Raw genomic sequence first — 21,237 nt, 5'->3', positions numbered from 1 at the left:
GCCCCTCCCTCCCCTTCGCTAGTCGTGCGGTCGCAACGCCTGGTTCAGGCTGTCGAGCACCGCGGCGATCGGTTCCGTCACGGTAACGCTGCGCCCCTCGCCAAAGCGGATGCGGGTGCCGTCGCTGACCTGGGTGACGAATGTGACCTGCGCGGGATTGACCGCGGTCTGCGTGCGGTCTGTACCGACGAACATGACGAGCATGACATGCCTCTCCTTTTTTCTATGGGAGACGCAGAGTAGCGGTTTCGCTAGATCGCGCCAGTGGGTCGCGATCAGGCCGCCCGGATCGCGGTGATGAACCCGCCCGCCCGGTCCTCCAGCCGATGCGCCTCCTCCGCAAGCCGCCCGGCGACATCGCGCATCAGGCGCGCCGCCTGTGCCCGGCCCGACGCATTGTCGCTGATCTGCCGTGCGCCTGTGCGGATATGGTCGCTCGACAGCGCGGCTTCGGCGACGCTTTCAGAAATGGTCAGGCTGAAGGCGCTCTGCCGGGCCACCGCATCGAAGACTGCCGCTGAAAGATGTTTCACGCGCGCCATGGCGGTGTCCATATGAACGTGGCCGGCGGCGACCTCCCTGATCGCACCGCGAAAATGGTCGATCTTCCCCGAAATCTGCCCGGCCGCATCGCGCGTTTGGGCGGCAAGGGACTGCACCTCTCTGGCCACGACAGCAAAGCCCTCCCCGGCAGCGCCGGCGCGCGCCGCCTCTATACTGGCATTGAGCGCCAGCATGCTGGTGGCCCGCGCGATCGTGTCGATCATGGCGACCACGGTGCCGATATCCTCGGCCTCCTGCGCCAACGCCTCGCTTCGAGCGGCTCCAGAACGGCTGCGCGCCACCGCGTCCCTTATCGCCTCTCCAGCGTCGCGCGTTTCGGCCTCCATCGCAGCGAATATTGCGCCAAGGTCCGCGCCCCCCGTCGAGATGCCCGCCAGCCGGTCGGCGGTCTGAACAGCCGCCACCGCCATCGCGGCCGCGTCGGCATCATCCAGCGCCGCCCGCTCTGTCGCCTCACCAGCGAGAGTCGCCAACTGATCGGCCATGATAACCAGATCCGCGATCAATCGTTCGACATCGGTCCGGAAATCGGCGCTTTCCTGCGCGATTTTTTCAATGCGTTCCGCTCGCGCGACGGCGACGCGCGCATCACGCTGCGCCGTCAGCCGCAGCAGCAGCGACCCGCCGAGCACTCCGGCAAATACCCCGCCATCGGTAACGATCAATCCTTCGCATCCCTCCCCCTGCGCGGCGAAAAGATCGACGAGCGTTTCCACGTCCGTCGCCCGATCCGCGCTCGCGCAGGGACGGACATGGTCATTCAGGCAGCCGCCGAAGCTGGGATTGCGGAGCAGGGCATGGCCGAAGGGATTGAAGAGGATGCGGCGCATGTCGCGCTCATAAATCGCGCCAACGGGTCGATCGGCCATGTCGAGCACCGGCAGGAGCCGAAGCGCGGAATCCCGCTGGAAATGATCCACCGCCTCGCTCAGGGGACAGTCCAGGCGCACCGACGGCCCGCTCGCCGCCAAGTGGATGTCGACTGGAGCCAGCAAGGATGCCGGAGAGGGCGAGGAAAAGGGCAGCACGGCAACGGTCATGCCCGACACCATAGACCGCAATCGTAAAAGCGCAGTTAGGCTAAAGTTACATTTATATTACAAGCAATTGTTTTCTAAGTCTTTTCCTGTCATGTCTTCCGGTAGCCGAACGCCTCGCGCGCAAGTTCGACCACGGCAGGATCGGCGTCGGGGAAGTCCATCGGCACCAGCTTTTCAAGGCGATCGGCGACATAGGTGAGCGCCGCGATGCGTCCGGCCTTTCGGTGGTTATTGTCGATGACATGCCAGGGCGCATCTTTCCGGTCCGTCTTGCCGAACATGTCGTGCATCGCGTTCAGATAATCGTCGCGCCGCGCCCGATTGCGATAATCGTCGGCACCCGTCTTCCACCGCTTCCACGGCGTGTCGAGACGCTGGGCGAGTTGTTCGTCCTGCGTTTCCTGGGTAATGTGGACGAACAGTTTGACGAGGTTGGCGCCCGCGTCGATCTGCTGCCGTTCGAAGGCGTTGATCTCGTCATAGGCGCGCTTCCAGTCTGCCTTGTCGCAATAGCCTTCGACCCGCTCGACCAGCACGCGGCCATACCAGCTGCGGTCGAAGATCGCGATGTTGCGGCCCGCGGGCAGGCGCGTCCAGAAACGCCAGAGGAAATGATGGTCGCGCTCCACCTCCGTCGGCGCGGCGATCGGATGCACCTGATAATAGCGCGGGTCCCAGTCGGCGGTCATCCGCTTGATGATGCCGCCCTTGCCCGCCGCGTCCCATCCTTCCAGCAGGATGACGCTGCGCCGATCGTGGACGATATGCGCGACCTGAATCTTGGCCAGTCGCTCCTGAAGCGCGGCCAGATCGGCGTCATAGTCGCCCTTATATTTCTTGCCCTTTTCGTGGTCGGACAGGTCGATGGTCATGCGCATATCCCTCTCAACATCCGTTCGTGCTGAGTAGGGTCTGAGCATGTCGAAGGCCCGTATCGAAGCACTGGGCGCACCATGCCCTTCGATACACCCCTTCGGCAAGCTCAGGGGCTACTCAGGGCGAACGGGGCCGACCTAATTCTTCGCCTGCGGCTCCACCACGCGGACGTGGAGTTCGCGCAGTTGCTTGAACTCGGCCGCGCTGGGTGCGCCCATCAGCAAGTCTTCGGCGCGCTGGTTCATCGGGAACAGCGTGATCTCGCGCAGATTCTGTGCGCCGCACAGCAGCATGACGATGCGGTCGACACCGGCCGCCATGCCGCCATGGGGCGGCGCGCCATATTGGAAGGCGCGATAGAGGCCGCCGAAGCGCTCCTCCACGTCCGCCTTGCTGAGGCCGACCAGTTCGAAGGCCTTGACCATCAGGTCGGGCGACTGGTTACGGATCGAGCCCGACGCGATCTCATAGCCGTTGCACACCATGTCATATTGATAGGCATTGATGGTGAGCGGGTCCTGGCTTTCCAGCGCCTCCAGCCCGCCCTGCGGCATCGAGAAGGGGTTGTGCGCGAAATCGATCGACTTCGTCTCCTCGTCATATTCGTAGAAGGGGAAATCGACGATCCAGCAGAGTTCGAACCGGTCCTTGTCGATGAGGTCTAGGCTCTCGCCAACGCGGATGCGGGCGAGTCCGGCGAGCTTGGCGGCCTGGCTTTCCTTGCCGGCGGCGAAGAAGACGCCGTCATTGGGGCCAAGGCCCAGCGCCGCGATTAGCTTCGCGGTCGCTTCGGGCCCATGATTCTTGGCGATCGGGCCGCCGGGGACGCCATCCTTGATGTTGATATAGCCAAGGCCCGAATAGCCTTCGCCGCGCGCCCAGACGTTCATGTCATCAAAGAATTTGCGGCTGCCCGCGCCTGCGCCCGGTGCAGGAATGGCGCGGATGCGCGCGCCGCCATCGACGAGGCTGGCGAAGATGCCAAAGCCTGACCCGACGAAATGATCGGTCACGTCCTGGATGATGATGGGGTTGCGCAGGTCCGGCTTGTCGCTGCCATATTTCAGCATCGCCTCGGCGTGCGGGATGCGCGGGAAGCTGCCCGCCGGGGTCACGGGCTTGCCGTCCGCAAAGGCTTCGAACACCTGCGCGATCACCGGCTCCATCGTGTTCCAGACGTCTTCTTGGCGGACGAAGCTCATTTCAAGGTCGAGCTGATAGAATTCGCCGGGCAGGCGATCGGCGCGCGGGTCTTCGTCGCGGAAGCAGGGCGCGATCTGGAAATAGCGGTCGAAGCCAGCGACCATCAGCAGCTGCTTATATTGCTGGGGCGCCTGCGGCAGGGCGTAGAATTTGCCGGGATGGATGCGGCTGGGCACCAGAAAGTCGCGCGCGCCCTCGGGCGAGGAGGCGGTCAGGATCGGCGTCGAATATTCGGTGAAGCCCGCGCCTTCCATCCGGCGGCGCATGTCGGAAATGATCTTGGTGCGCTTGACGATATTGGCATGCAGCGTCTCGCGCCGCAGGTCGAGGAAGCGGTAGCGCAGGCGAATATCCTCGGGATAATCCTGTTCGCCCGCAACCGGCAGCGGCAGGTCGGCGGCAGCGGACAGGACGGCCGCGTCCAGCGCGCGTATCTCGATCTCGCCGGTCGGCAGGTTGGGGTTCACTGCTTCCTTCGCGCGGGCAACGACCTTGCCGGTCACGGTGACGACGCTTTCGGCGCGCAGCCCCTCGATCACCTGGAACACCGGACCGTCCACTTCGGTCACGATCTGCACCATGCCATAATGATCGCGCAGGTCGATGAAGACCAGATCGCCATGGTCGCGCTTGCGATGCACCCAGCCCGACACGCGGACCTCATTGCCGGCATCGGCGATGGTCAGGGCGCCGCAGGTGTGGGTGCGATAGGCATGCATGGCGTTTTGATCTTTCAGAATCGTTTTACGGAAATGACAAATTGTTGCGGCCCGGCTATGGGCTTGCCTTGTCGACCTTTCGACCAGCCCGCCGGACGCGGGCCAGCCCATAATAAGATCGAAGACCATATGCAAATTCATCCGCTGATTACCGAGAGCAAGACGCTTTCCGATTTTTGCGCCCGCATCGCGAATTCCCCCTATGTCGCCGTCGACACGGAGTTCATGCGCGAAAACAGCTATTGGCCCGACCTTTGTCTGGTGCAGGTCGCCGATAGTCATGAGGCCGCGGCGATCGATCCCAAGGCGCCGGGCATCGACCTGACGCCGCTGCTCGACCTGCTGGTTAACAATGAGGACGTGCTCAAGGTCTTTCATGCCGGCGGGCAGGACATTGAAATCGTCCACAACCTGACGGGCAAGACCCCGCATCCGATGTTCGACACGCAGATCGCGGCGATGGCGCTCGGCCTTGGCGAACAGATTGGCTATGGCAATCTGGTCGACGCATGGCTGGGCGTGCAGCTCGACAAGGGCGCGCGCTTCACTGACTGGGCGCGCCGGCCGCTCGACAAGCGGCAGATCGACTATGCGATTGGCGACGTCACCTATCTCATCAAAATCTTCCCCAAGATGCTGGAAGAATTGAAGAAGACCGGGCGCGGCGACTGGCTGGACCAGGAAATGGAACGGATCAGCGATCCGTCCAATTATGAAAATGACCCGGCCGACGCGTGGAAACGCGTGCGCATCGCCAGCCGCAAGGCCGATGTGCTGGGCCGGCTGAAGGCGCTGGCCGCCTGGCGGGAAATGGAGGCGCAGGACAAGAATTTGCCGCGCGGGCGCATCGTCAAGGACGAGACGCTGGCCGATATCGCCAGCCACCCGCCGCGCGCGCAGGAGGATCTGGGCAAGGTGCGCGGCCTGTCCGCCACCTGGAAGACCAACGACATCGGCGCGCGACTGATGAGCGCGATCAAGGTGTCTCAGCCGCTGGACCGCGACGAAATGCCCGAACGCGATCCCAAGCGGCCGGGCCTGGGCAAGGATGGCGCGCTGGTCGCCGACCTGCTGAAATTGCTGCTCAAGATCCGGTCGCGCGACATTGACGTGGCTGCCCGCCTGATCGCGCGCAGCGACGACATCGATGCGCTGGCGGCGGGCGTGCGCGAAGGCCTGTCGATCCTGGAAGGCTGGCGGTATGAACAATTTGGCCGCGACGCGGTTGACCTGGTCGAAGGCCGGCTCGCCTTTGCGGTCAAGGGCGGGCGGCTGAAAATGACGCGAACCGAGTAGGAGGCATGGCGATGCGCTGGGAAATGACGGCAATGATGATCGCCGGCCTGACGGGCTGTGCCGGCGCCAATGGCTCCGGTCTCCAAACGCCGCCGCCCGCGATGACGGATGGCCCTTGCCGCGACGCAGGGCTGGACCGGTTCGTCGGACAGAAGGCAAGCGGCGACGTCGGCGCGCAATTGCTGGCGGCATCGGGCGCAAAGACGCTGCGCTGGGGCGCGCCGGGCATGGCCATGACGATGGATTTCCGGGCCGATCGGCTGACCGTCAGCTATGACGAGGCAATGATGATTACCAGCGTTCGCTGCGGATAAGCCGCCGCGTGGCCAGCGTCCTTCGATGACCGCCTCTGCCGATCTTGCCATCAGGATGGCGCGCGCCGCCTTCAATCGGGCATTGGCCGAAGCGAATCTGAAAGCGATCGAGCCCTTGCTCGCGCGCGACGTGATGCTGGTGACGGGATCTGATAGCGCGGTTCTGGCGGGCAAGCGCGCGCAGCTTGCCGCATGGAAGCGGGAATTTGCGGCATCGGATCGCCTTGTCTACACGCGCACGCCGGATCGAATCACCGTTTCCCCGGTCGAACCGATCGCGATGGAAGAAGGTCGTTGGACTGGGGCGGCCGCAGCGGACGGCCGCATCCTCACATCGGGCAGCTATTGCGCGAAATGGCGCGACGTGGCGGGGTCCTGGCTGATCGAAGCGGAAATCTTCGTCACGTTGGCGTAACCCGCGCGATCACAGTTCCAGGCCGATGAGGGTGCCGCTGCCGATACGATCGACATGGCGCTTGCCGTCGATCTCGAGCCAGTCGGGTGTGACTTCCAGCCGTCGTCCCCGGATGGTGGTGCGCAAATGTTCGACCGCGATCCGGTTGCGCGCCACGATGCGCAGCACGCACAGACCGTCGCCCCGCGCGGCCATCATCGAATAGCGATCGCCACGCAGCAGGAAGTGCCAGCTTCCGTCCAATGGCTTCCATTCATTGCCGTCGATCACCTGCATCGCATCGCCATCGGCATTGCCCAGCCGCACGCTGATGCGGGTCGCGCCATTGGTGCGGCGAGGCGGCGCGAACATCAGGATCGGTTCGCCGTCCAGCGTGATCGGGATAGGCGTGTCGCGCAGCAGCCGCGATCCGCCCACGATCAATTGCGGCAGTTCGGCGGAAAATGGCAGGCGATCGCGCGCGAAATGGCGCTGCCGCACGACTGGATTGGCGTGAAAGCTATGGACTTGTGTGGGCGTCAGCCGTCCTTCCTCCACCAGGCCATGGCAGGTGGGACAGAACAAAGTCACACCGGGACTGTCGGGCAAGCGCAGATAGCGATAGATGGTGACACCGCACCGCACGCAGGCGAAGCCGCAGGAATGGCGGACGGTCGCGCGTTCCTCGGCCGTCAGATCCGGCAAGGACGGCATCACTCGCAAGCCTACCATGGCGACACCCCTTCAATGCCCTGCCCGCCCAAATGCGGCCAGGGTTCCCTGACATGGCGTCCTCACGGTCGAAGCTCTGACGGCTTCATGATGCCGCTATCGTTGAAATATATGCGCGCAAGTCAAGGGGCTGCGCGAAATAGTCTATCGCTGGGGCAACAGGTCCACGTTCCGCGACGCAGCGATTGCCCTGATCCGGTCGGGGTTCGGCATATTCTTGATCGCGATTTCGGCATAGTCGCCCGCGCTGAACAATTCGACATGGCCGACGCGAAAGATGCGCTGTCCCAGCGTCTGGGTGATGCGCACCGACCGGATGCTCGACAGCGCGATTTCGGTCCGCTGCTTGGACAAAAGCCCCTTTTCCATCAGCACGTCGCGGTCGGACAGCGCCAATCGCTCGCCCTTGTGCATCAGCCACCAGATAGCGATGGCGAGGATGCCGACCACGGAAATGAGCAGCAGCAGGAACAGCACCGGATGCGCCCGGAACATCGCGGGATGCTCGTCATATAGCCAGGTGTCGCTCATGCCGCCTCCCGCGATCGTCCGGTCTTTCACCATGGGGCCTGGCCGCTCGTCAAGCGGCACGCGCACGGCCCCTTGCCTCATTTGGCGCCGCGCAAGCCTGTGTTCAGCCAAGCCATTACATTTTGCGACAAATTTGTCCGACATATGCCAGAATCTTGCGACAAATGTCGCCTAGACCGGCCATGAAAGCTTCAACGATTTGTCCGGGGGTATTCGTGCGTCGATCCGCATATCTGATCCTTTTGCCTTTGCTGACCGGCGCCGCGCCCGGCGCCCTGATGGCGCAGGGGGTCGAACAACAGACTACCCCGCCGCAGGACGAAGCAGACGAAGGCGAGGAGATCATCGTCACCGGGCAACCGGAACGGGGCGCGGTGATCGGCGACATCGAAGCGGAGCAGAAATTGTCGTCGGCCGATATAAGGGCGCTGGGCGTCACGTCGATCGCCGAACTCATCACCGAACTAGAGCCGCAGACCAACGGGTCGCCGATCATCCTGTTGAACGGCAAGCGGATTTCGAGCTTCTCGGAAATCCGCGACATCCCCTCAGAAGCCGTAGCCCGGGTGGACATACTGCCCGAGCAGGTTGCCTTGTCCTATGGCTATGCGCCGACGCAGAAAGTCGTCAACGTCGTCCTGCGCCAGCGTTTCCGGTCCGAAAAGGCAGACGTGCAATTGGGAACGACAACCGAGGGCGGCCGGGACAGTGGCGAAGTCGAAGCAGGGCTGCTGCGCATCCGGGGCGACAACCGCTTTTCGCTGGACCTGCAATATAGCCGCACCGCGCGGCTGCTGGAGAGCGAGCGGGATATCATCACCACGCCGGCCCGTCGCCCCTATGCGCTGGGTGGGAATGTCACGGGGGCCCTCGATGGAGAAGAGATCGACCCTGCTTTATCAGCGCTGGTCGGTCAGACCGTTTCCATTGCCGCCGCTCCAGCCAATGCCGCCAATGCTGCGCCATCCCTGACCGATTTCGTCGCAGGCGCGAACAACGCGTCTGTCCCTGACCTGACCCCCTATCGCACGCTGAGCCCGGCGACGGAGAATTTTTCCGCCAACGCGACGTTGGCGCGGGCGCTGGGGGGCGTGTCGGCGACGATCAACGGGCGATTGGCGCTGTCGGAAAATGATTCGCTTCAGGGGCTGTCGACCGCCACGCTGGGCCTGGCCGCCGGATCGCCCTTCTCCCCCTTCGCGCAGGACGTCACCCTGTATCGCTATTTGGCGCAAGGCGGGGCACTGGGGCAGCAGATCCGGGGCACGACCGGCCATATCGGCGTGACGCTCAACGGCCAGATCAGCCGGAAATGGCAATGGTCCTTTACCGGCAATGGCGACCTGTCCATCACCCGCACCCGGACCGATCGCGGCATCGACACCGACGCCATACAGGCCGCCTTGGGTGCGGGCGATCCGTCGGTGAACCCCTACGGCGATTTCGCGCCGGGGCTGATCGCCGCCCGCACCATCGATACCGCGCGCGCCAAGAGCCAGGCCGTGACCGGCGATCTGCTGGTGAGCGGCGCGTTGTTCGCGATGCCCGCCGGCGATGTCATGACCTCCATACGCCTCGGCGCGTCGGCGAACGGATTTGACAGCCGATCGGTCCGGTCCGGCGTCGCGCGCAGCACCAGCTACAGCCGGGAAACCGGCAGCGGGCAGATCAGCGTGGACGTGCCATTGACCAGTCGATCCAAGGGCATAATGGGCGGCATCGGCGATATCGGCGTCAACCTGAACGTCGCGGCGCAACAGCTTTCGGACTTCGGCACCTTGTCCACTTTGGGCTATGGCCTGCGCTGGCAACCGATAAGGGCGGTCCAGATACTCGCCTCCGCCAATCAGGATCGCGCCGCGCCGACGGGCGCGCAGATCACCGATCCGCTGATTTCCACGCCCAATGTATCCGTGTTTGATTATGCCACCGGGCAGAGCGTATTCGTGACGCAATTGTCGGGCGGCAACGCGGCGCTGAAAGAAAGCGTGCGCGATCAATTTCGCCTGAACGCGCGCATCAAGCCGTTCGACAAGCCGAACCTGACGCTGACCGCGACCTATCTCAACAGCCGGACCAGCAATCCCATCGCCGCCTTCCCCACGCCCACGCCCGATCTGGAGGCTGCATTCCCGCAACGTTTCCTGCGCGACGCGGATGGCGCGCTGATCCAGGTGGATGCGCGGCCGATCAATTTTTTGCGATCGCGCAGCGAGCAGTTGCGCTGGGGTTTCGACCTGTCGGTGCCGCTCAAATCGCATATCCAGAAAGTGATCGAGGCGTGGCGCGCGAGCGGATCGCGGCCCGAGGATCGCCCCAAGGAACTGGAAGAAATGCGCGCGGCCTTTGGCGGCAACCGCGCTCGGGGCGGCGGGTCGCAAAATGGCGAACGCCAAAGCGGCGACGGCGAACGGGACAGGTCGAACGAAAGTGCCGGAAGCAGTGACCGCGGACAGGCGCGCGGCGATCGCGGAGGGCCAGGTCGCGGCTTTGGCGGCGGCGGGCGCGGGCGTGGCGGCGGCAATGGCGGCGGACGGCTGAGCGTCAGCCTTTATCACACTTGGCATCTGGAGGAGAGTATCCTGATCGCGCCCGGCGTGCCGGAGCTTGACCTGCTGAACGGCGACGCCACCGGGTCATCGGGCGGGCAGCCGCGTCACGAGATCAAGGCGCGGGTCGGCTATTCCAACAACGGGATCGGCGCGCGACTGGGCGTGGATTGGGAGAGCGGCACCCATGTCGATGGCGCGCTCAATGGCACGTCGCGGCTGGAATTTGGCAGCCTGGCAACGGCGAACCTGCGCCTGTTCGCCAATCTGGGGCAGATGCCCAATCTTGTGAAGTCCATGCCCTTCCTCAAAGGATCACGCATTTCATTACGGATAGATAATATGTTCAATCAGCGGCGAGAGGTGCGCGATGCGACCGGAATGACCCCGCTGCGCTATCAGCAGGACTATCTCGACCCCTTGGGACGCAGTGTCTCCATCCAGTTTCGAAAATTGTTCACCCCGGCATTTGGCGGGCGGCGATAGAAGGATCAGGGCCAGGGCGGTTAGGACCGGGGAGCGCGTGTCGTGCTGCGGGTCCATGGCGGACAGCCCGGCCCGATTGCGTCCTTTCCCCTGTGGCTGATTCGCTATAGGGCGAACTGCATGACCAATATCTTTCTCGTGATGGGGGGCGGCGCGGTTGGCGCGGCGCTGCGCTATCAGCTTGGCCGCCTGGCCGGGCATCTGACGCCGGGCGCGACCTGGCCCTGGGGCACGTTCGCCGCCAATCTGATCGGCGGCTTCGCCATGGGTCTGCTGGCCGGATGGCTGACGCGCGAAAGCGGCGCGACCGGGCCGATGAGCGGCGAATCGCTGCGCCTGTTGCTGGGCGTCGGCCTGCTGGGTGGCTTCACCACATTTTCCGCCTTCAGCCTGGAAACGATGCTGATGATCGAGCGCGGCCAGGCGACCATGGCGCTGCTATATGCGCTGGCGTCGGTTGCCGGCGCGGTCTGCGCTCTGGGGCTGGGCCTGATGCTGATGCGGAGCGCTGCGGCATGAAGGGGCGTCCTCCCGGCAAAAGCGGCCCGCCCGCGCGCGGTGGCAATCCCAAGGACGGCCGCAAGCCCGCGGCGCGCGGCAAGCCGACGGGCGCGCGCACCCGCGATGGCGACAAGCCAGCGTTCAAACCCCGCACGCCGGCGGCGGCGAAATCGGGCGCTGCCCGCAGCGCGGCCGCCAAGCCGGCGGTCGCGGCAAAACCCAATGCGGCCAAGCCCAATCCTGCAAGAGGCGTGTCGCTCGACGTGCGGCAATATCGCGTCGCGGCGGATGATGACGGCATCCGGCTGGATCGCTGGTTCCAGCGGCATTTGCCCGATGTCGGCTTCAACCTGGTTTCACGCTGGTCGCGCACGGGGCAATTGCGCGTCGATGGCGCGCGCGCCGCGCCGGGCGACCGCATCAGCGAAGGCCAGATGATCCGGGTGCCGCCAGCCGAACAGAGGCCCGATGTAGCCGACCGACCCAGGCGTGTCCGGGTCGTTGACCTGACGCCGGATGAAATCAGCTACGCGCAGGACATGGTGATCCACCGCGACGCCCAGGCGATCGTTATCAACAAGCCGCCGGGCCTTGCGACACAGGGCGGAACCAAGACCGACGAGCATGTCGACAAATTGCTCGACGCACTTCTGTTCGACGCCGAATCCCGCCCGAAGCTGGTGCATCGGCTGGACAAGGACACGTCGGGCGCGCTGCTGCTGGCGCGCACGAGCCGCGCCGCCGCGCATTTCGCCAAGGCCTTTTCCAGCCGCACGGCGCGGAAAGTCTATTGGGCGCTGGTGATGGGCGTGCCTTCGATCGAGGATGGGATGATCGAATTGCCGATCGCCAAGCAGCCCGGCACCGGTGGCGAGAAGATGCATGTCGATGAGGAGGAAGGGCTGCCCGCCCGGTCGCGCTATCGCGTCATCGAACGCGCGGGCAATCGTGCCGCCTGGGTCGAGTTGCAACCCTATACCGGTCGCACGCATCAGTTGCGCGTGCATATGGCGGCGATCGGCCACCCGATCGTGGGCGACGGCAAATATGGCGGCAAGGACGCCTTTCTGTCGGGTACGATCAGCCGCAAGATGCATCTGCACGCCCGGCGCATCCGGGTCGATCATCCCGATGGCGGGCGGGTCGACATGACGGCACAATTGCCAACGCATTTCGCCAACAGCCTGCACGAACTGGGGTTCGATCTGGCGCTGGGCGACATGCCGCTGGACGACGAGATCGACCGGACGCCCACGCGCGAGGACGAGAAGAAAGCCGCGCGGCAGCACGCCAAACAGTATCGCAAGGGGCGCAAGGGCGAACGGCGCGCGCGCGGCAGCACGCGCAAGGGGTGAGGCGCCGCGCATGACCAATCGCCTGGCCGTGTTCGATTGCGACGGGACGCTGGTCGACAGCCAGCATAATATCTGCGCCGCCATGACCCGCGCGTTCGAGGCGGTGCAGCTTGCCCCGCCCGAACGGCTGGCGATCCTGGCGGTGGTGGGGCTATCACTGCCAGTCGCGATGGCGCATCTGCTGCCGGACGCGGAAAGCGACTTCCATGACCATCTGGCCGAGCATTACAAACAGGCGTTCCGGTCGCTGCGTCAGGACAATGCCGTATCGGAACCGCTCTATCCCGGCATGGCCGACCTGATCGCGGAACTGGACGCGGCGGGTTGGCTGTTGGGCGTGGCGACAGGCAAGTCCGATCGCGGCCTCCATCTCTGCCTCACGCATCATGGCATCATCGACCGGTTCGTGACGCTCCAGACCGCCGACCGTCACCCGTCCAAGCCCCATCCCTCGATGCTGCTGACGGCGATGGCGGAAGCGGGCGCGGCGCCTGAGACAACCGTGATGATCGGCGACACGAGCTTCGACATCGACATGGGGCTGGCGGCCGGCGCGCGCGCGATCGGCGTCGCATGGGGCTATCATCCGCCGCAGGACCTGACAGGGGCCGGCGCGCATGGCGTCGCCATGGACAGCGCCGACCTGCGCCGCCATATCGGCGCGCCATGAACGATAGCCCCCTTCCCCCGCCCTCCCCCGATCCGGAAAAGGTTGCGCGCCAGCGCCATTTCGCCATCGGCCTGTTTCGCCTGTCCGGGGCGTTCATCGTCATGTTCGGCTTCCTGGCGATCATGCAGCGATTTTCCTGGGTGCAGGGTGGCAAGGCAAAAGCCTTCGGGACCATCATGGTGCTGACCGGCCTGTTCCAGTTCGTCGTTGTGCCGCGCCTGCTGCTGGCGCTTTTTCGCAAAAGGCCGCCGCAATGAAGCGCTTTTACAAGGACGTGACCATCGTCGAGGGACGGGATGGTTTGGCCATCGAACTGGATGGCCGGGCCGTCCGCACGCCCGCGCGCGCGCCGCTGGCGCTTCCCACCCGGGATCTGGCGGAGGCCGTTGCAGCCGAATGGCGGGCGCAGGGGGACGAGATCGACCCGGCGGCGATGATCTTCACCGGCCTGTCGAACGCAGCCATTGATCATATCGCGCCCAATCCGGAGGAGTTCGCGGCCGGCATCGCCCGTTACGCGCAAAGCGACCTGCTCTGCTATCGCGCGGATGGCCCCGACGCGCTGGTGGCGCGGCAAGCGGCGGCATGGGACCCACTGCTGGACTGGGCGGCAAACCGCTATGATGCGCCTCTGATCGTGACCCAGGGTGTCATCCCGGTGTCGCAACCCGAAGACAGCCTCGCCCGCCTGGAGGCGGCGGTACGAGCCCATGATCCTTTCATGCTCGCAGGATTGTCGACATTGGTGACGCTAAGCGGGTCGCTGATCTGCGGGCTGGCGATTGTCGAGGGTGGGCATGATCCCGACGCGCTATGGCGGGCGGTGCAGGTCGACGAACAGTGGCAGAGCGAGCAATGGGGTGAAGATTCCGAAGCGGCCGCGCGGAACCTGCGTCGCGCGAGCGAGTTTTCCACAGCCGGAGCGTTTTGCACGATGAGCCGAGTTTGAGGGACTCGGAACCGGGCTATTGCTTCGTTCATTGAAGGAGTTGAGACGCGCGGAAATCGCGCTGGATCGATCCTTTCGATGCAACCAGTTCAAGGAGACCCTGACATTGGCCCGATATGCCAAATTCGCCTATCTGATGTTCGCAGCACCGCTGGCGCTGGCTGCGCCCGCGATGGCGCAGCAGACGCCGGCCGCTCCGGCTGCCCCTGCGCAGCCCACCGACGCGACGACGCCGGCTGATACTACGGCAACCCCCGCCACCGATGCGACGACGGCTACGCCGGCAGCGACGGCGCGCGAGATGACTCCCGACGAAATCGCCGCCTTCAACCAGGCGGTGACTGACTTCACCGCCGGCCAGAGCGCCCAGCAGGCTGGCGACAATGCCGGTGCGGTAGCCAAATATGATGCGGCGATCCCCGCCATCCGCACTGCGGTCGAGGCCGATCCCAGCAAGATCGACAATGTGAACTTCCTGGCCAATGCGCTCTATGCCGATGCGGCGGCCTATGGTGCGATGGGCCAGATGGACAAGGTGATCTCCCTCTATGATGAGGCCCTGCCCTATTGGCGCAAGGTCGTGGAGGCCAAGCCCGAAGATACGGCGAGCCGCAATATTCTGGCCGGCATGCTGATCCAGATGGGCAATCAGAAGCTCGCCGTGCAGGACACTGATGGCGCTGATCCCTATTATCAGGAAGCGCTGACGCTGGCGCGCAAATCCGCGGCAGCTCAGCCGGCCGATGCGGTCAGCAAGAATATCCTCCTGTCGGCGCTGATCGGTGCGAGCCAGACGACGACGGAAGAAGGCCTGCGCGACGAAGCGCTCAACATGGGCAAGGCGATGATGGCGGATGGTACGATCGATGCGACCAATCGCCCCTCCATCGAGATCATGACCGGCGCGAAATCCGGCTAAGCGATTGCCGGGGCCGGGCGCGGAGAGCGCCTGGTCCCGGCAGGTCGGCTTATCCTTGGTCCTGATAGGCCATCTGCAACACACCCCAGTGCCGGCCGCAAATATGGATAGAGGCGATGACCTGTTTCAGCAGGACCACCTCGCCGTCTGCGGTCGGACGACGATAGGCCTTGATGCAGAAGGGCTGCGTCGTTCGGCATTGCTCGCGCGTATCGGGAAAATCGAAGATCAGACCCTGGCGTGAATGCTCCGCATTCCAGACGGGTTGTCCCGGACGCTGCGGATGCGCGCGTTCGGGCATGGCGACCGCGCCAAAGGCGTTACGATCGGTAAAGGTCATCCCGAACAGACCGGCATAGCCTCTGGCCATTTCCTGACGCGCGCGGGCCGCCGGGATCATCACCGATTGTACGGGGTGGGTATATTGTTCAGGGTCCGTGCCTGTAATCAGCGCATAATTTTCGCTGAACACTTCGGCCTCGCTGATATCCCCCTTGGCGATAGCCTTTTCGACCGCTTGGGACACAGCCTGCGCAGATTCCAGGCTGAAGCGTATATAGGGCGAATCCGGAATATCGACGCCGCTCTCAGCGAGATATTGCAGCAGGAGATTTGTGTCTTCGCTGGCGCTGGTGATGCGGCCTGACAGACGCTGCAAACCCCCGGCATTGTCGCTCGACGTGCTGGCTAGGGCGGATAGGCCGACGCGAATTTCTCCCGCCGATCCCACCATGGACCCAATGCGTTGCGCCACGGTTTCGCTATTGTTCGACAGGTCGAGCATGAGCGCGGCGAGCCGCTCCACAAGCGCCTCTATATTGCGCGTGTCGGACTGGGCCGTGCGGGCGGTCTGCGCGCCACGCGAAATGCTGTCCAGCATGCCGTCCGCTTCACCCGTCAGCGCCGCAATCGATCGTTCGATCGTCTGTGTCGCCGCCCCGGTTTCCTGCGCCAGTTTCTTGACCTCGGCCGCGACCACGGCGAACCCGCGACCGGCGTCACCCGCGCGCGCGGCTTCAATGGTCGCGTTGAGCGCCAGCAAGTTGGTCTGGCTGGCAATACCGCTGATGACGCTGGTGACATGGGCGACGGTCTTGAGCGCCTCGCCAAAGCCATCGAGCCGCGCGTGGATGCGACTGACCTGCTCGATCAGATCGACGAAATTCATGTTGGCGGCCGACAGCTGACGCCCCGAATCGTCAATGATCGCGCGGGCGGCCACGGCCTTTTCGCGGGCATCCTGACCCGCCAGCGATACGCGTTCGCCATCTTGAGACAATTGGGCGGCGGCCGAACTGATGGTTTCGATCGTCTGCGCCTGCTGCGTCACGCGCGTGGCGAGTTCGCCTATATCGGCTTGAAGATCAAGCGTGCGAATGCCCAGGTCGCCAGATAATTTGGCGACCTTCATCACCGCGCGCGCGACATTGTCGGAATGCGTGTCCCTCATCACTGTGCAGGCTTATCGCCGCATAGTAAATTATCTGTTAGCGGCACCAGGCTACCTGCTAGAGTGCGCCCGCCAGAGCGAGGACGACGCCGGTCGCCACCAAGACAAGGCCCGCCACTTCGCTGCGGCGCAAGGTTTCGCGCAGGTAGAAATGTCCGAACGCCATGGTGAATGCCACCTCCACCTGCCCCACGATCCGGACGACCGCGACCGGCGCAGTGGCAAAGCCGGTGAACCAGCAGGCCGACCCCAAGGCCGACAGGAAACCAACCTGGCCGGATACCCGCCAACTGCCGAAAACCCGGCGCATTTCGGCAGGCTCCCGCCACAAGAGCCAGCCGCCCTGCATGACCGTCTGCATCGGCACGGTCATCGCGAATATGATCAGGGCGGCGAAGAACGGTGTATCGGTGTCCACGCCCTGCGTCGCGCGACGAATGCCGATCGCCGTCAGCGCGAAGAAGAAGCCCGAGGCGATGCCCGTGACCGCTGCAGGCTGGCGCAGGGCGCGCAGGAAATTCATCAACCCCATCTTGCGGCCGCCAGTCGATAGCAACATCACGCCCGCAACGCCGAAACCGATGCCGATCCAGGCGAGCGGCGGTAACCTTTCGCCCAACAGCAGAAAAGACAGGACGGCGCCCTGCACCGCCTCCGTCTTGGAATAGGCCGTGCCTACGACGAAGTTGCGATAGCGAAATGCGCTGATCAACAAATTTGTCGCGACGATCTGCGCCAGACCGCCGGCGGCGCAGAAGAACGGGACGTTCGCATCCATGCGCGGCCAAGGGTGCGGAAAAAGGACGCAATAGAGCGCCAGCAGCGCGATGGTGAAGGGAATGCCGTAAAGATAGCGGACGAGCCCCGCGCCGTTCAGGGACAAGGTGTCGCTCACCCGGCGCTGGACCGCCGTGCGCCAGGCCTGAAGCGCGCCGGCGGCCAAGGTGGCTGGCAGCCATATGGGAGAAGTGACCATGCCGCGTCCTATAGCGGGGACGCGTGCGCCGTCATCCCATCATCGCCACGAAGGTGAAGAAGAGCGACAGTGATAGGCAGGCAAAGCCGTACAGCAGCGGCAGGCGCAAAATCGTGCTGGTCCGCGACAGGGAATAAGCATCCTTGAACTGACGATACATATGCCAGGCCGCGAACAGCAACAAAGCGATCGTGACGAGGCCGCTGGTGACATGCAACGCTGTCATTATCATCGACAGGGAGAAAAGCAGCGACATGAACGCGATGGAATAGGTCACGTAAATGGCGTGATCATACATCTTGAAGCGGCGGCTGAAGGGAAAGAGCAGCCACATGAACGGCAGGGAGATGAGGATCAGCGCCCAGGAGAATTTATAGGCGTTGGCCTTGAGCTTGTAATAGGCCAACTCCGGATTTTTGGCGGCCGCATTGATGGTTTTTCCCACCGTCCTGGCAACGCCGCCATTAACGCCATCGACGGTCAGGGCGTTGGTGATATTGCCCGCGAGCGTCAGCCCTTTCCGGTCATCGCGCGCATCGTCAAGCGCTTCGGCCAATGCCTCCCGCCGGTCGCGGGTCAAGCCAGGCTGGGCGAGGTCAGCTTCCAGCTTTCGTATCCGGGCGTCCGCCTTTGCCTGTTCCTGCGCCAGTTCGGCGCGAGCAGCGGCATTCATCTGGACGCCATTGCTCTGGCCTTCCGGTCCATGATGACTGGTCAGTGAAAAGACCGCATACATCAGGAAGGCGCTGAACAGGAACAGGGCAAAGGGCGACACGAATTTCGCCCGCTCCCCATGGACGTAGCGGCGCGTCAGCTTGCCCGGCCGCAGCGCCAGTTCGGGCAAGGTCGTGAATATCTTGCCTTCCAGATGCAGCACGCCATGCGCCAGATCATGGCCGATTGCAGCAAAGCTGCGATGCGTGTGCGCCGCTTGGCCGCATTGCGCACAATAAGGGCCGTCGAGGGCCGCGCCACAATTGAGGCAGGCGCCATGGCCGGACTGATGCGCCTCACCATGAGCCGGCTCGACAGTCCGCGCCAGCATCGCTCCGGTGACCGCGTCACCCGCTACTTCGATTCCCCCGTTCATGCGCGCAGACTATCAGCGGTGTATCAGCAATGCCAGACAGCGAATAGAAGCGCGCTCCTGCCCAATCAAGCCGTGCCGAGCTTGCCCGAATAGAGGAGCCGGCCCTGCCCCAGCAGCCCCAGCACCTGCGGCACCAGATGCGGCGCAACGGCGAAGCAGCCTTCGCTCCGGCCGCATTTGCCCCAGGTCGCGACGTGATCTTCCGTCACATAATCGGCGCCATGAATGACGATTGCGCGCGCTTCTGCGTTATTGTTCTGCGGATCAAGCCCGGCCAGGCGCATCGAACGTCCATGCTGCCCCACATATTCCGCCTCCGTGCGGAAAGCGCCCTGGCAGCTCGCCAAGGAATTGAATTCGTTGGAAAAGCTATGCAGCCAACCAGAATGGCCGGGGTCCGATCCGCGCCCATGCGACACGAGATAGCTGTTGGCCTGTCCGCTCACCAAGTCGACGATATGCATCCGCATATCCTTTGACGGCGCGTCGAAATCGACGATGCCAACGCGGTCACGAAGGGGGAAGGCGGCGCCATGCTGGTCCAGCGCGGCGCGCGCGCGGTCCAGTAGCGCGGCATAGCGCGGCAACGGCCGCGTCGGTGCTGCGGGAACGGGAGGCGGCGCGGCGGGTTGCGGCATGACCGGCGGCGCGGCACGACCCATGCTGTCCGACAAAAACGAAAAAGCGAGTCCGCTCAAAGCGAACTTCGTAAAATTGCGGCGATCCATGCCCGCGTTATAGCAAAGCGCGCGCTCCGGTTGAACCCCGGAGCGCGAGAGGTCAGCCGCCCATATTGCTCGCTTCATCGGCGGGCTGAACCGACTCATCGTCGCGCGGCAGGCGTGACGTCATGCCTGTCGCCTCCGCATCATCCAGGATCTGCTGCTCCTGCGAGATCGCAGGCGGCGGCGCGACCGGCGGCGCCTCAACCTGGTTTTGCGGCTCCGGCATCGGCGCGTCCGGTTCGGCGACGATGACATTTTCAACCGGCGGCTCGACCAGATTATTGACCGGCGCAGGCGCGTCTTCTTCCTTCTTGCCGCACGCGGCCAGGGCAAGGGCGCCGGACAGCGCGATCAGGGCAATTTTGCGCATGGGTTCAATCCTTCGATGCGATGGAGGCGGGGGCCGGTGCGGCGGTCGGATCGGCGCGGCTGCTCGACGCCTCGATCTTCTGCGCCAGCAACTTGTCCCAGCCATAGGGATCATTACGGAACGACACGACGCCGTCGCCATTGGCAAAGGCCGTCCAGTAAAGGAGATAGACGGCGACATCCTGCGGCAGGGACACGCGCTGCGTCTTTCCTTCGTCAATCAGGTTCTGGATCTGGCCGTTGAGGTCCGGGGAGGCAGCAACCATCTGCTCGGCCAAGGCCACCGGTTTTTCCAAGCGGATGCAGCCATGGCTCGCCAGCCGGTCATAGCTGGAAAATTTGCCCCGCGACGGCGTGTCGTGCAGGTAGACGGCGAAGGGGTTGTTGAAGTCGAACTTCAATCGGCCCAGCGCGCTGTTGGGACCGGCCGGCTGCACGATGCGCTCGCCCCCTTCGGGCGTCTTGACGATCTTGTACCCCTGGCGGATCAGCGTGGCGCGTCCCTTGGGGAAGAGTTCGCGCCGGGCGATCGACATCGGCACGTTCCACGGCGGGTTGACGACGATCGAATGGATGCTGGAGGACAGCATCGGCGTCTGGTTATCGGGGCTGCCTGTGACGGCGCGCATCGACGTGACCGGCTGGTCCCCTTCGAACAGCGTCAGCACGGCGGCGGCTATGTTCACCTGCACCCGATTGACGGGCAGGCTGCGCGGCATCCAGCGCCACCGTTCCATATTGGCCATGATCGCGGCGATGCGGTCATCGACCCCGACGTTGAGCGCGGCGAGCGTCCGGGCGTCCAGATTGCCGGTGGGATTAAGGCCGTAGCGGCGTTGCGCCCGCTGAATGATGTCGGTCAGCTTTTCGTCCGGCGACACGCTGGGGTCTTCCAGGGCGATGCGCTTGCGAATGGCGTCCGGCGACGAAGAGGCGGACAGGGTCTGCCAGCCGCCCTGATCCCGGATCGCCTCGTAGCGCTCCAGCCCCTTGCGCAACGTCTCATAGCCCGCCCAGGGCGGTGTCAGCCGGCTGGCCCATTGGTCCAGGCTGTCCTCCGCCACCGCCTTGGCAAGGCCGGGGCGCGGGTCGAACTTTTCCGGACGCAGCGCCCAGATATCGAGGAAATCGGCCGTGTCGACGCGTCCGGTGCTGAGCGCGCGGGCGCGGTCGAGCATCGCGTCGACAAGCGCCTGGCCACGCAGCGGGCCGCTGCGCTTCTGCCGGGCCATCAGCCCCTGGGCAGCGCCGGTCTTGAGCCAGTCATTGGCCCATGCCTCTTGCGCGGCGGACAGGGACGGAATGGGAACAGGCGGACGCAGCGCGGGAATGGGCTGCACCATGCCCGATCCCGGCAGGGTCGGCGCAACCGCGGGAGGCGGCGTCTGCGCCAGGGCAGGCAGGGCGACGAGCGATGAAGCGGCAAAGCCGACCATTGCGGCGAAAGAAAATCGGGTCATGGAGGGACGGTTCATGCTGGACCAGATAGCGCAAAGCTTTCTAGGTTCAAATCGCGATAGTGGAAAAGA

At 64.3% G+C, this 21,237-nt stretch carries 22 protein-coding genes; 10 read left to right on the top strand and 12 right to left on the bottom strand.

Annotation, left to right across the window (positions count from 1 at the left end):
- Window positions 1-18: 18 nt before the first annotated feature.
- The 4 genes from SAB01S_RS03225 to aspS all read right to left on the bottom strand — a co-directional run bounded on the left by SAB01S_RS03225 (window position 19) and on the right by aspS (window position 4,402).
- Window positions 19-204, bottom strand: a complete 186-nt coding sequence (locus tag SAB01S_RS03225; RefSeq protein WP_062731672.1) for a hypothetical protein — start codon at window positions 202-204, stop codon at window positions 19-21.
- A gap of 71 nt (window positions 205-275) precedes the next feature.
- Complete coding sequence (locus tag SAB01S_RS03220) at window positions 276-1,604, bottom strand: methyl-accepting chemotaxis protein (protein ID WP_062731786.1); 1,329 nt, start codon at window positions 1,602-1,604, stop codon at window positions 276-278.
- Window positions 1,605-1,693: 89 nt separating this feature from the next.
- A complete protein-coding gene (locus SAB01S_RS03215) occupies window positions 1,694-2,476 on the bottom strand; it encodes a polyphosphate kinase 2 family protein (protein ID WP_062731785.1) in 783 nt (260 codons plus the stop codon).
- A gap of 141 nt (window positions 2,477-2,617) precedes the next feature.
- Entirely contained in the window at window positions 2,618-4,402 is a 1,785-nt protein-coding gene (aspS, locus tag SAB01S_RS03210; RefSeq protein WP_062731671.1) for an aspartate--tRNA ligase, read from the bottom strand.
- Between the two features lie 129 nt (window positions 4,403-4,531).
- Here aspS and rnd point away from each other — a divergent pair, with 129 nt between their 5' ends.
- From rnd to SAB01S_RS03195, 3 genes are read left to right on the top strand one after another with little or no spacing between them, the layout of a single operon-like run.
- Window positions 4,532-5,698 (top strand): ribonuclease D, encoded by a 1,167-nt coding sequence (rnd, locus tag SAB01S_RS03205; protein ID WP_062731783.1) that lies wholly within the window; start codon window positions 4,532-4,534, stop codon window positions 5,696-5,698.
- An 11-nt stretch (window positions 5,699-5,709) separates the two neighbouring features.
- Window positions 5,710-6,012 (top strand): I78 family peptidase inhibitor, encoded by a 303-nt coding sequence (locus SAB01S_RS03200; RefSeq protein WP_439646653.1) that lies wholly within the window; start codon window positions 5,710-5,712, stop codon window positions 6,010-6,012.
- A 25-nt stretch (window positions 6,013-6,037) separates the two neighbouring features.
- Window positions 6,038-6,427: a nuclear transport factor 2 family protein gene (locus SAB01S_RS03195; RefSeq protein WP_062731670.1), complete on the top strand. Its 390-nt coding sequence runs from the start codon at window positions 6,038-6,040 to the stop codon at window positions 6,425-6,427.
- A gap of 9 nt (window positions 6,428-6,436) precedes the next feature.
- Here SAB01S_RS03195 and SAB01S_RS03190 read toward each other — a convergent pair whose 3' ends face one another.
- Together SAB01S_RS03190 and SAB01S_RS03185 are read right to left on the bottom strand one after the other, a co-directional pair.
- Window positions 6,437-7,138 carry a hypothetical protein gene (locus tag SAB01S_RS03190; RefSeq protein WP_062731669.1) on the bottom strand — a complete coding sequence of 234 codons (702 nt, stop codon included), beginning with the start codon at window positions 7,136-7,138 and terminating at the stop codon, window positions 6,437-6,439.
- A gap of 144 nt (window positions 7,139-7,282) precedes the next feature.
- Window positions 7,283-7,669: a PH domain-containing protein gene (locus SAB01S_RS03185; protein WP_062731780.1), complete on the bottom strand. Its 387-nt coding sequence runs from the start codon at window positions 7,667-7,669 to the stop codon at window positions 7,283-7,285.
- A 215-nt stretch (window positions 7,670-7,884) separates the two neighbouring features.
- On the opposite strand from SAB01S_RS03185, the gene SAB01S_RS03180 reads away from it, so the two are divergent.
- The 7 genes from SAB01S_RS03180 (at window position 7,885) to SAB01S_RS03150 (ending at window position 15,098) form a co-directional block, all read left to right on the top strand.
- Window positions 7,885-10,704, top strand: a complete 2,820-nt coding sequence (locus SAB01S_RS03180; protein ID WP_062731668.1) for a TonB-dependent receptor — start codon at window positions 7,885-7,887, stop codon at window positions 10,702-10,704.
- Between the two features lie 120 nt (window positions 10,705-10,824).
- Window positions 10,825-11,223 (top strand): fluoride efflux transporter CrcB, encoded by a 399-nt coding sequence (crcB, locus tag SAB01S_RS03175; RefSeq protein ID WP_062731667.1) that lies wholly within the window; start codon window positions 10,825-10,827, stop codon window positions 11,221-11,223.
- A complete protein-coding gene (locus tag SAB01S_RS03170) occupies window positions 11,220-12,560 on the top strand; it encodes an RluA family pseudouridine synthase (protein WP_062731666.1) in 1,341 nt (446 codons plus the stop codon). The genes crcB and SAB01S_RS03170 overlap by 4 nt, the downstream gene beginning before the upstream one ends.
- Window positions 12,561-12,570: 10 nt before the next feature.
- Complete coding sequence (locus SAB01S_RS03165) at window positions 12,571-13,230, top strand: HAD-IA family hydrolase (protein WP_062731665.1); 660 nt, start codon at window positions 12,571-12,573, stop codon at window positions 13,228-13,230.
- Window positions 13,227-13,487 carry a hypothetical protein gene (locus SAB01S_RS03160; RefSeq protein WP_062731664.1) on the top strand — a complete coding sequence of 87 codons (261 nt, stop codon included), beginning with the start codon at window positions 13,227-13,229 and terminating at the stop codon, window positions 13,485-13,487. The genes SAB01S_RS03165 and SAB01S_RS03160 overlap by 4 nt, the downstream gene beginning before the upstream one ends.
- Window positions 13,484-14,179 (top strand): ATP12 family chaperone protein, encoded by a 696-nt coding sequence (locus SAB01S_RS03155; protein WP_062731663.1) that lies wholly within the window; start codon window positions 13,484-13,486, stop codon window positions 14,177-14,179. The genes SAB01S_RS03160 and SAB01S_RS03155 overlap by 4 nt, the downstream gene beginning before the upstream one ends.
- 106 nt (window positions 14,180-14,285) lie before the next feature.
- Window positions 14,286-15,098, top strand: a complete 813-nt coding sequence (locus SAB01S_RS03150; RefSeq protein ID WP_062731778.1) for a hypothetical protein — start codon at window positions 14,286-14,288, stop codon at window positions 15,096-15,098.
- Between the two features lie 49 nt (window positions 15,099-15,147).
- Here the strand turns inward: SAB01S_RS03150 and SAB01S_RS03145 are convergent, their stop codons facing one another.
- From SAB01S_RS03145 to SAB01S_RS03120, 6 genes are all read right to left on the bottom strand, one after another.
- The gene (locus tag SAB01S_RS03145) at window positions 15,148-16,509 is read right to left on the bottom strand and encodes a methyl-accepting chemotaxis protein (RefSeq protein ID WP_062731777.1); all 1,362 of its coding nucleotides are present in this window, start codon (window positions 16,507-16,509) and stop codon (window positions 15,148-15,150) included.
- A gap of 97 nt (window positions 16,510-16,606) precedes the next feature.
- Window positions 16,607-17,524: a DMT family transporter gene (locus SAB01S_RS03140; RefSeq protein WP_062731662.1), complete on the bottom strand. Its 918-nt coding sequence runs from the start codon at window positions 17,522-17,524 to the stop codon at window positions 16,607-16,609.
- Between the two features lie 31 nt (window positions 17,525-17,555).
- Window positions 17,556-18,614 (bottom strand): DUF3667 domain-containing protein, encoded by a 1,059-nt coding sequence (locus SAB01S_RS03135; protein WP_062731661.1) that lies wholly within the window; start codon window positions 18,612-18,614, stop codon window positions 17,556-17,558.
- Window positions 18,615-18,679: 65 nt separating this feature from the next.
- Window positions 18,680-19,342 carry a murein L,D-transpeptidase catalytic domain-containing protein gene (locus SAB01S_RS03130; protein WP_062731660.1) on the bottom strand — a complete coding sequence of 221 codons (663 nt, stop codon included), beginning with the start codon at window positions 19,340-19,342 and terminating at the stop codon, window positions 18,680-18,682.
- Between the two features lie 52 nt (window positions 19,343-19,394).
- Window positions 19,395-19,709 (bottom strand): hypothetical protein, encoded by a 315-nt coding sequence (locus SAB01S_RS03125; protein ID WP_062731659.1) that lies wholly within the window; start codon window positions 19,707-19,709, stop codon window positions 19,395-19,397.
- A 4-nt stretch (window positions 19,710-19,713) separates the two neighbouring features.
- Complete coding sequence (locus SAB01S_RS03120; protein WP_062731658.1) at window positions 19,714-21,183, bottom strand: L,D-transpeptidase family protein; 1,470 nt, start codon at window positions 21,181-21,183, stop codon at window positions 19,714-19,716.
- Window positions 21,184-21,237: the final 54 nt, after the last annotated feature.

This window comes from Sphingobium abikonense NBRC 16140 (genome assembly GCF_001598335.1).
Classification (GTDB): domain Bacteria; phylum Pseudomonadota; class Alphaproteobacteria; order Sphingomonadales; family Sphingomonadaceae; genus Sphingobium; species Sphingobium abikonense.
The sequence above is the reverse complement of the archived record's forward strand: the minus strand, read 5'-3'. Positions and strand labels throughout refer to the sequence as shown.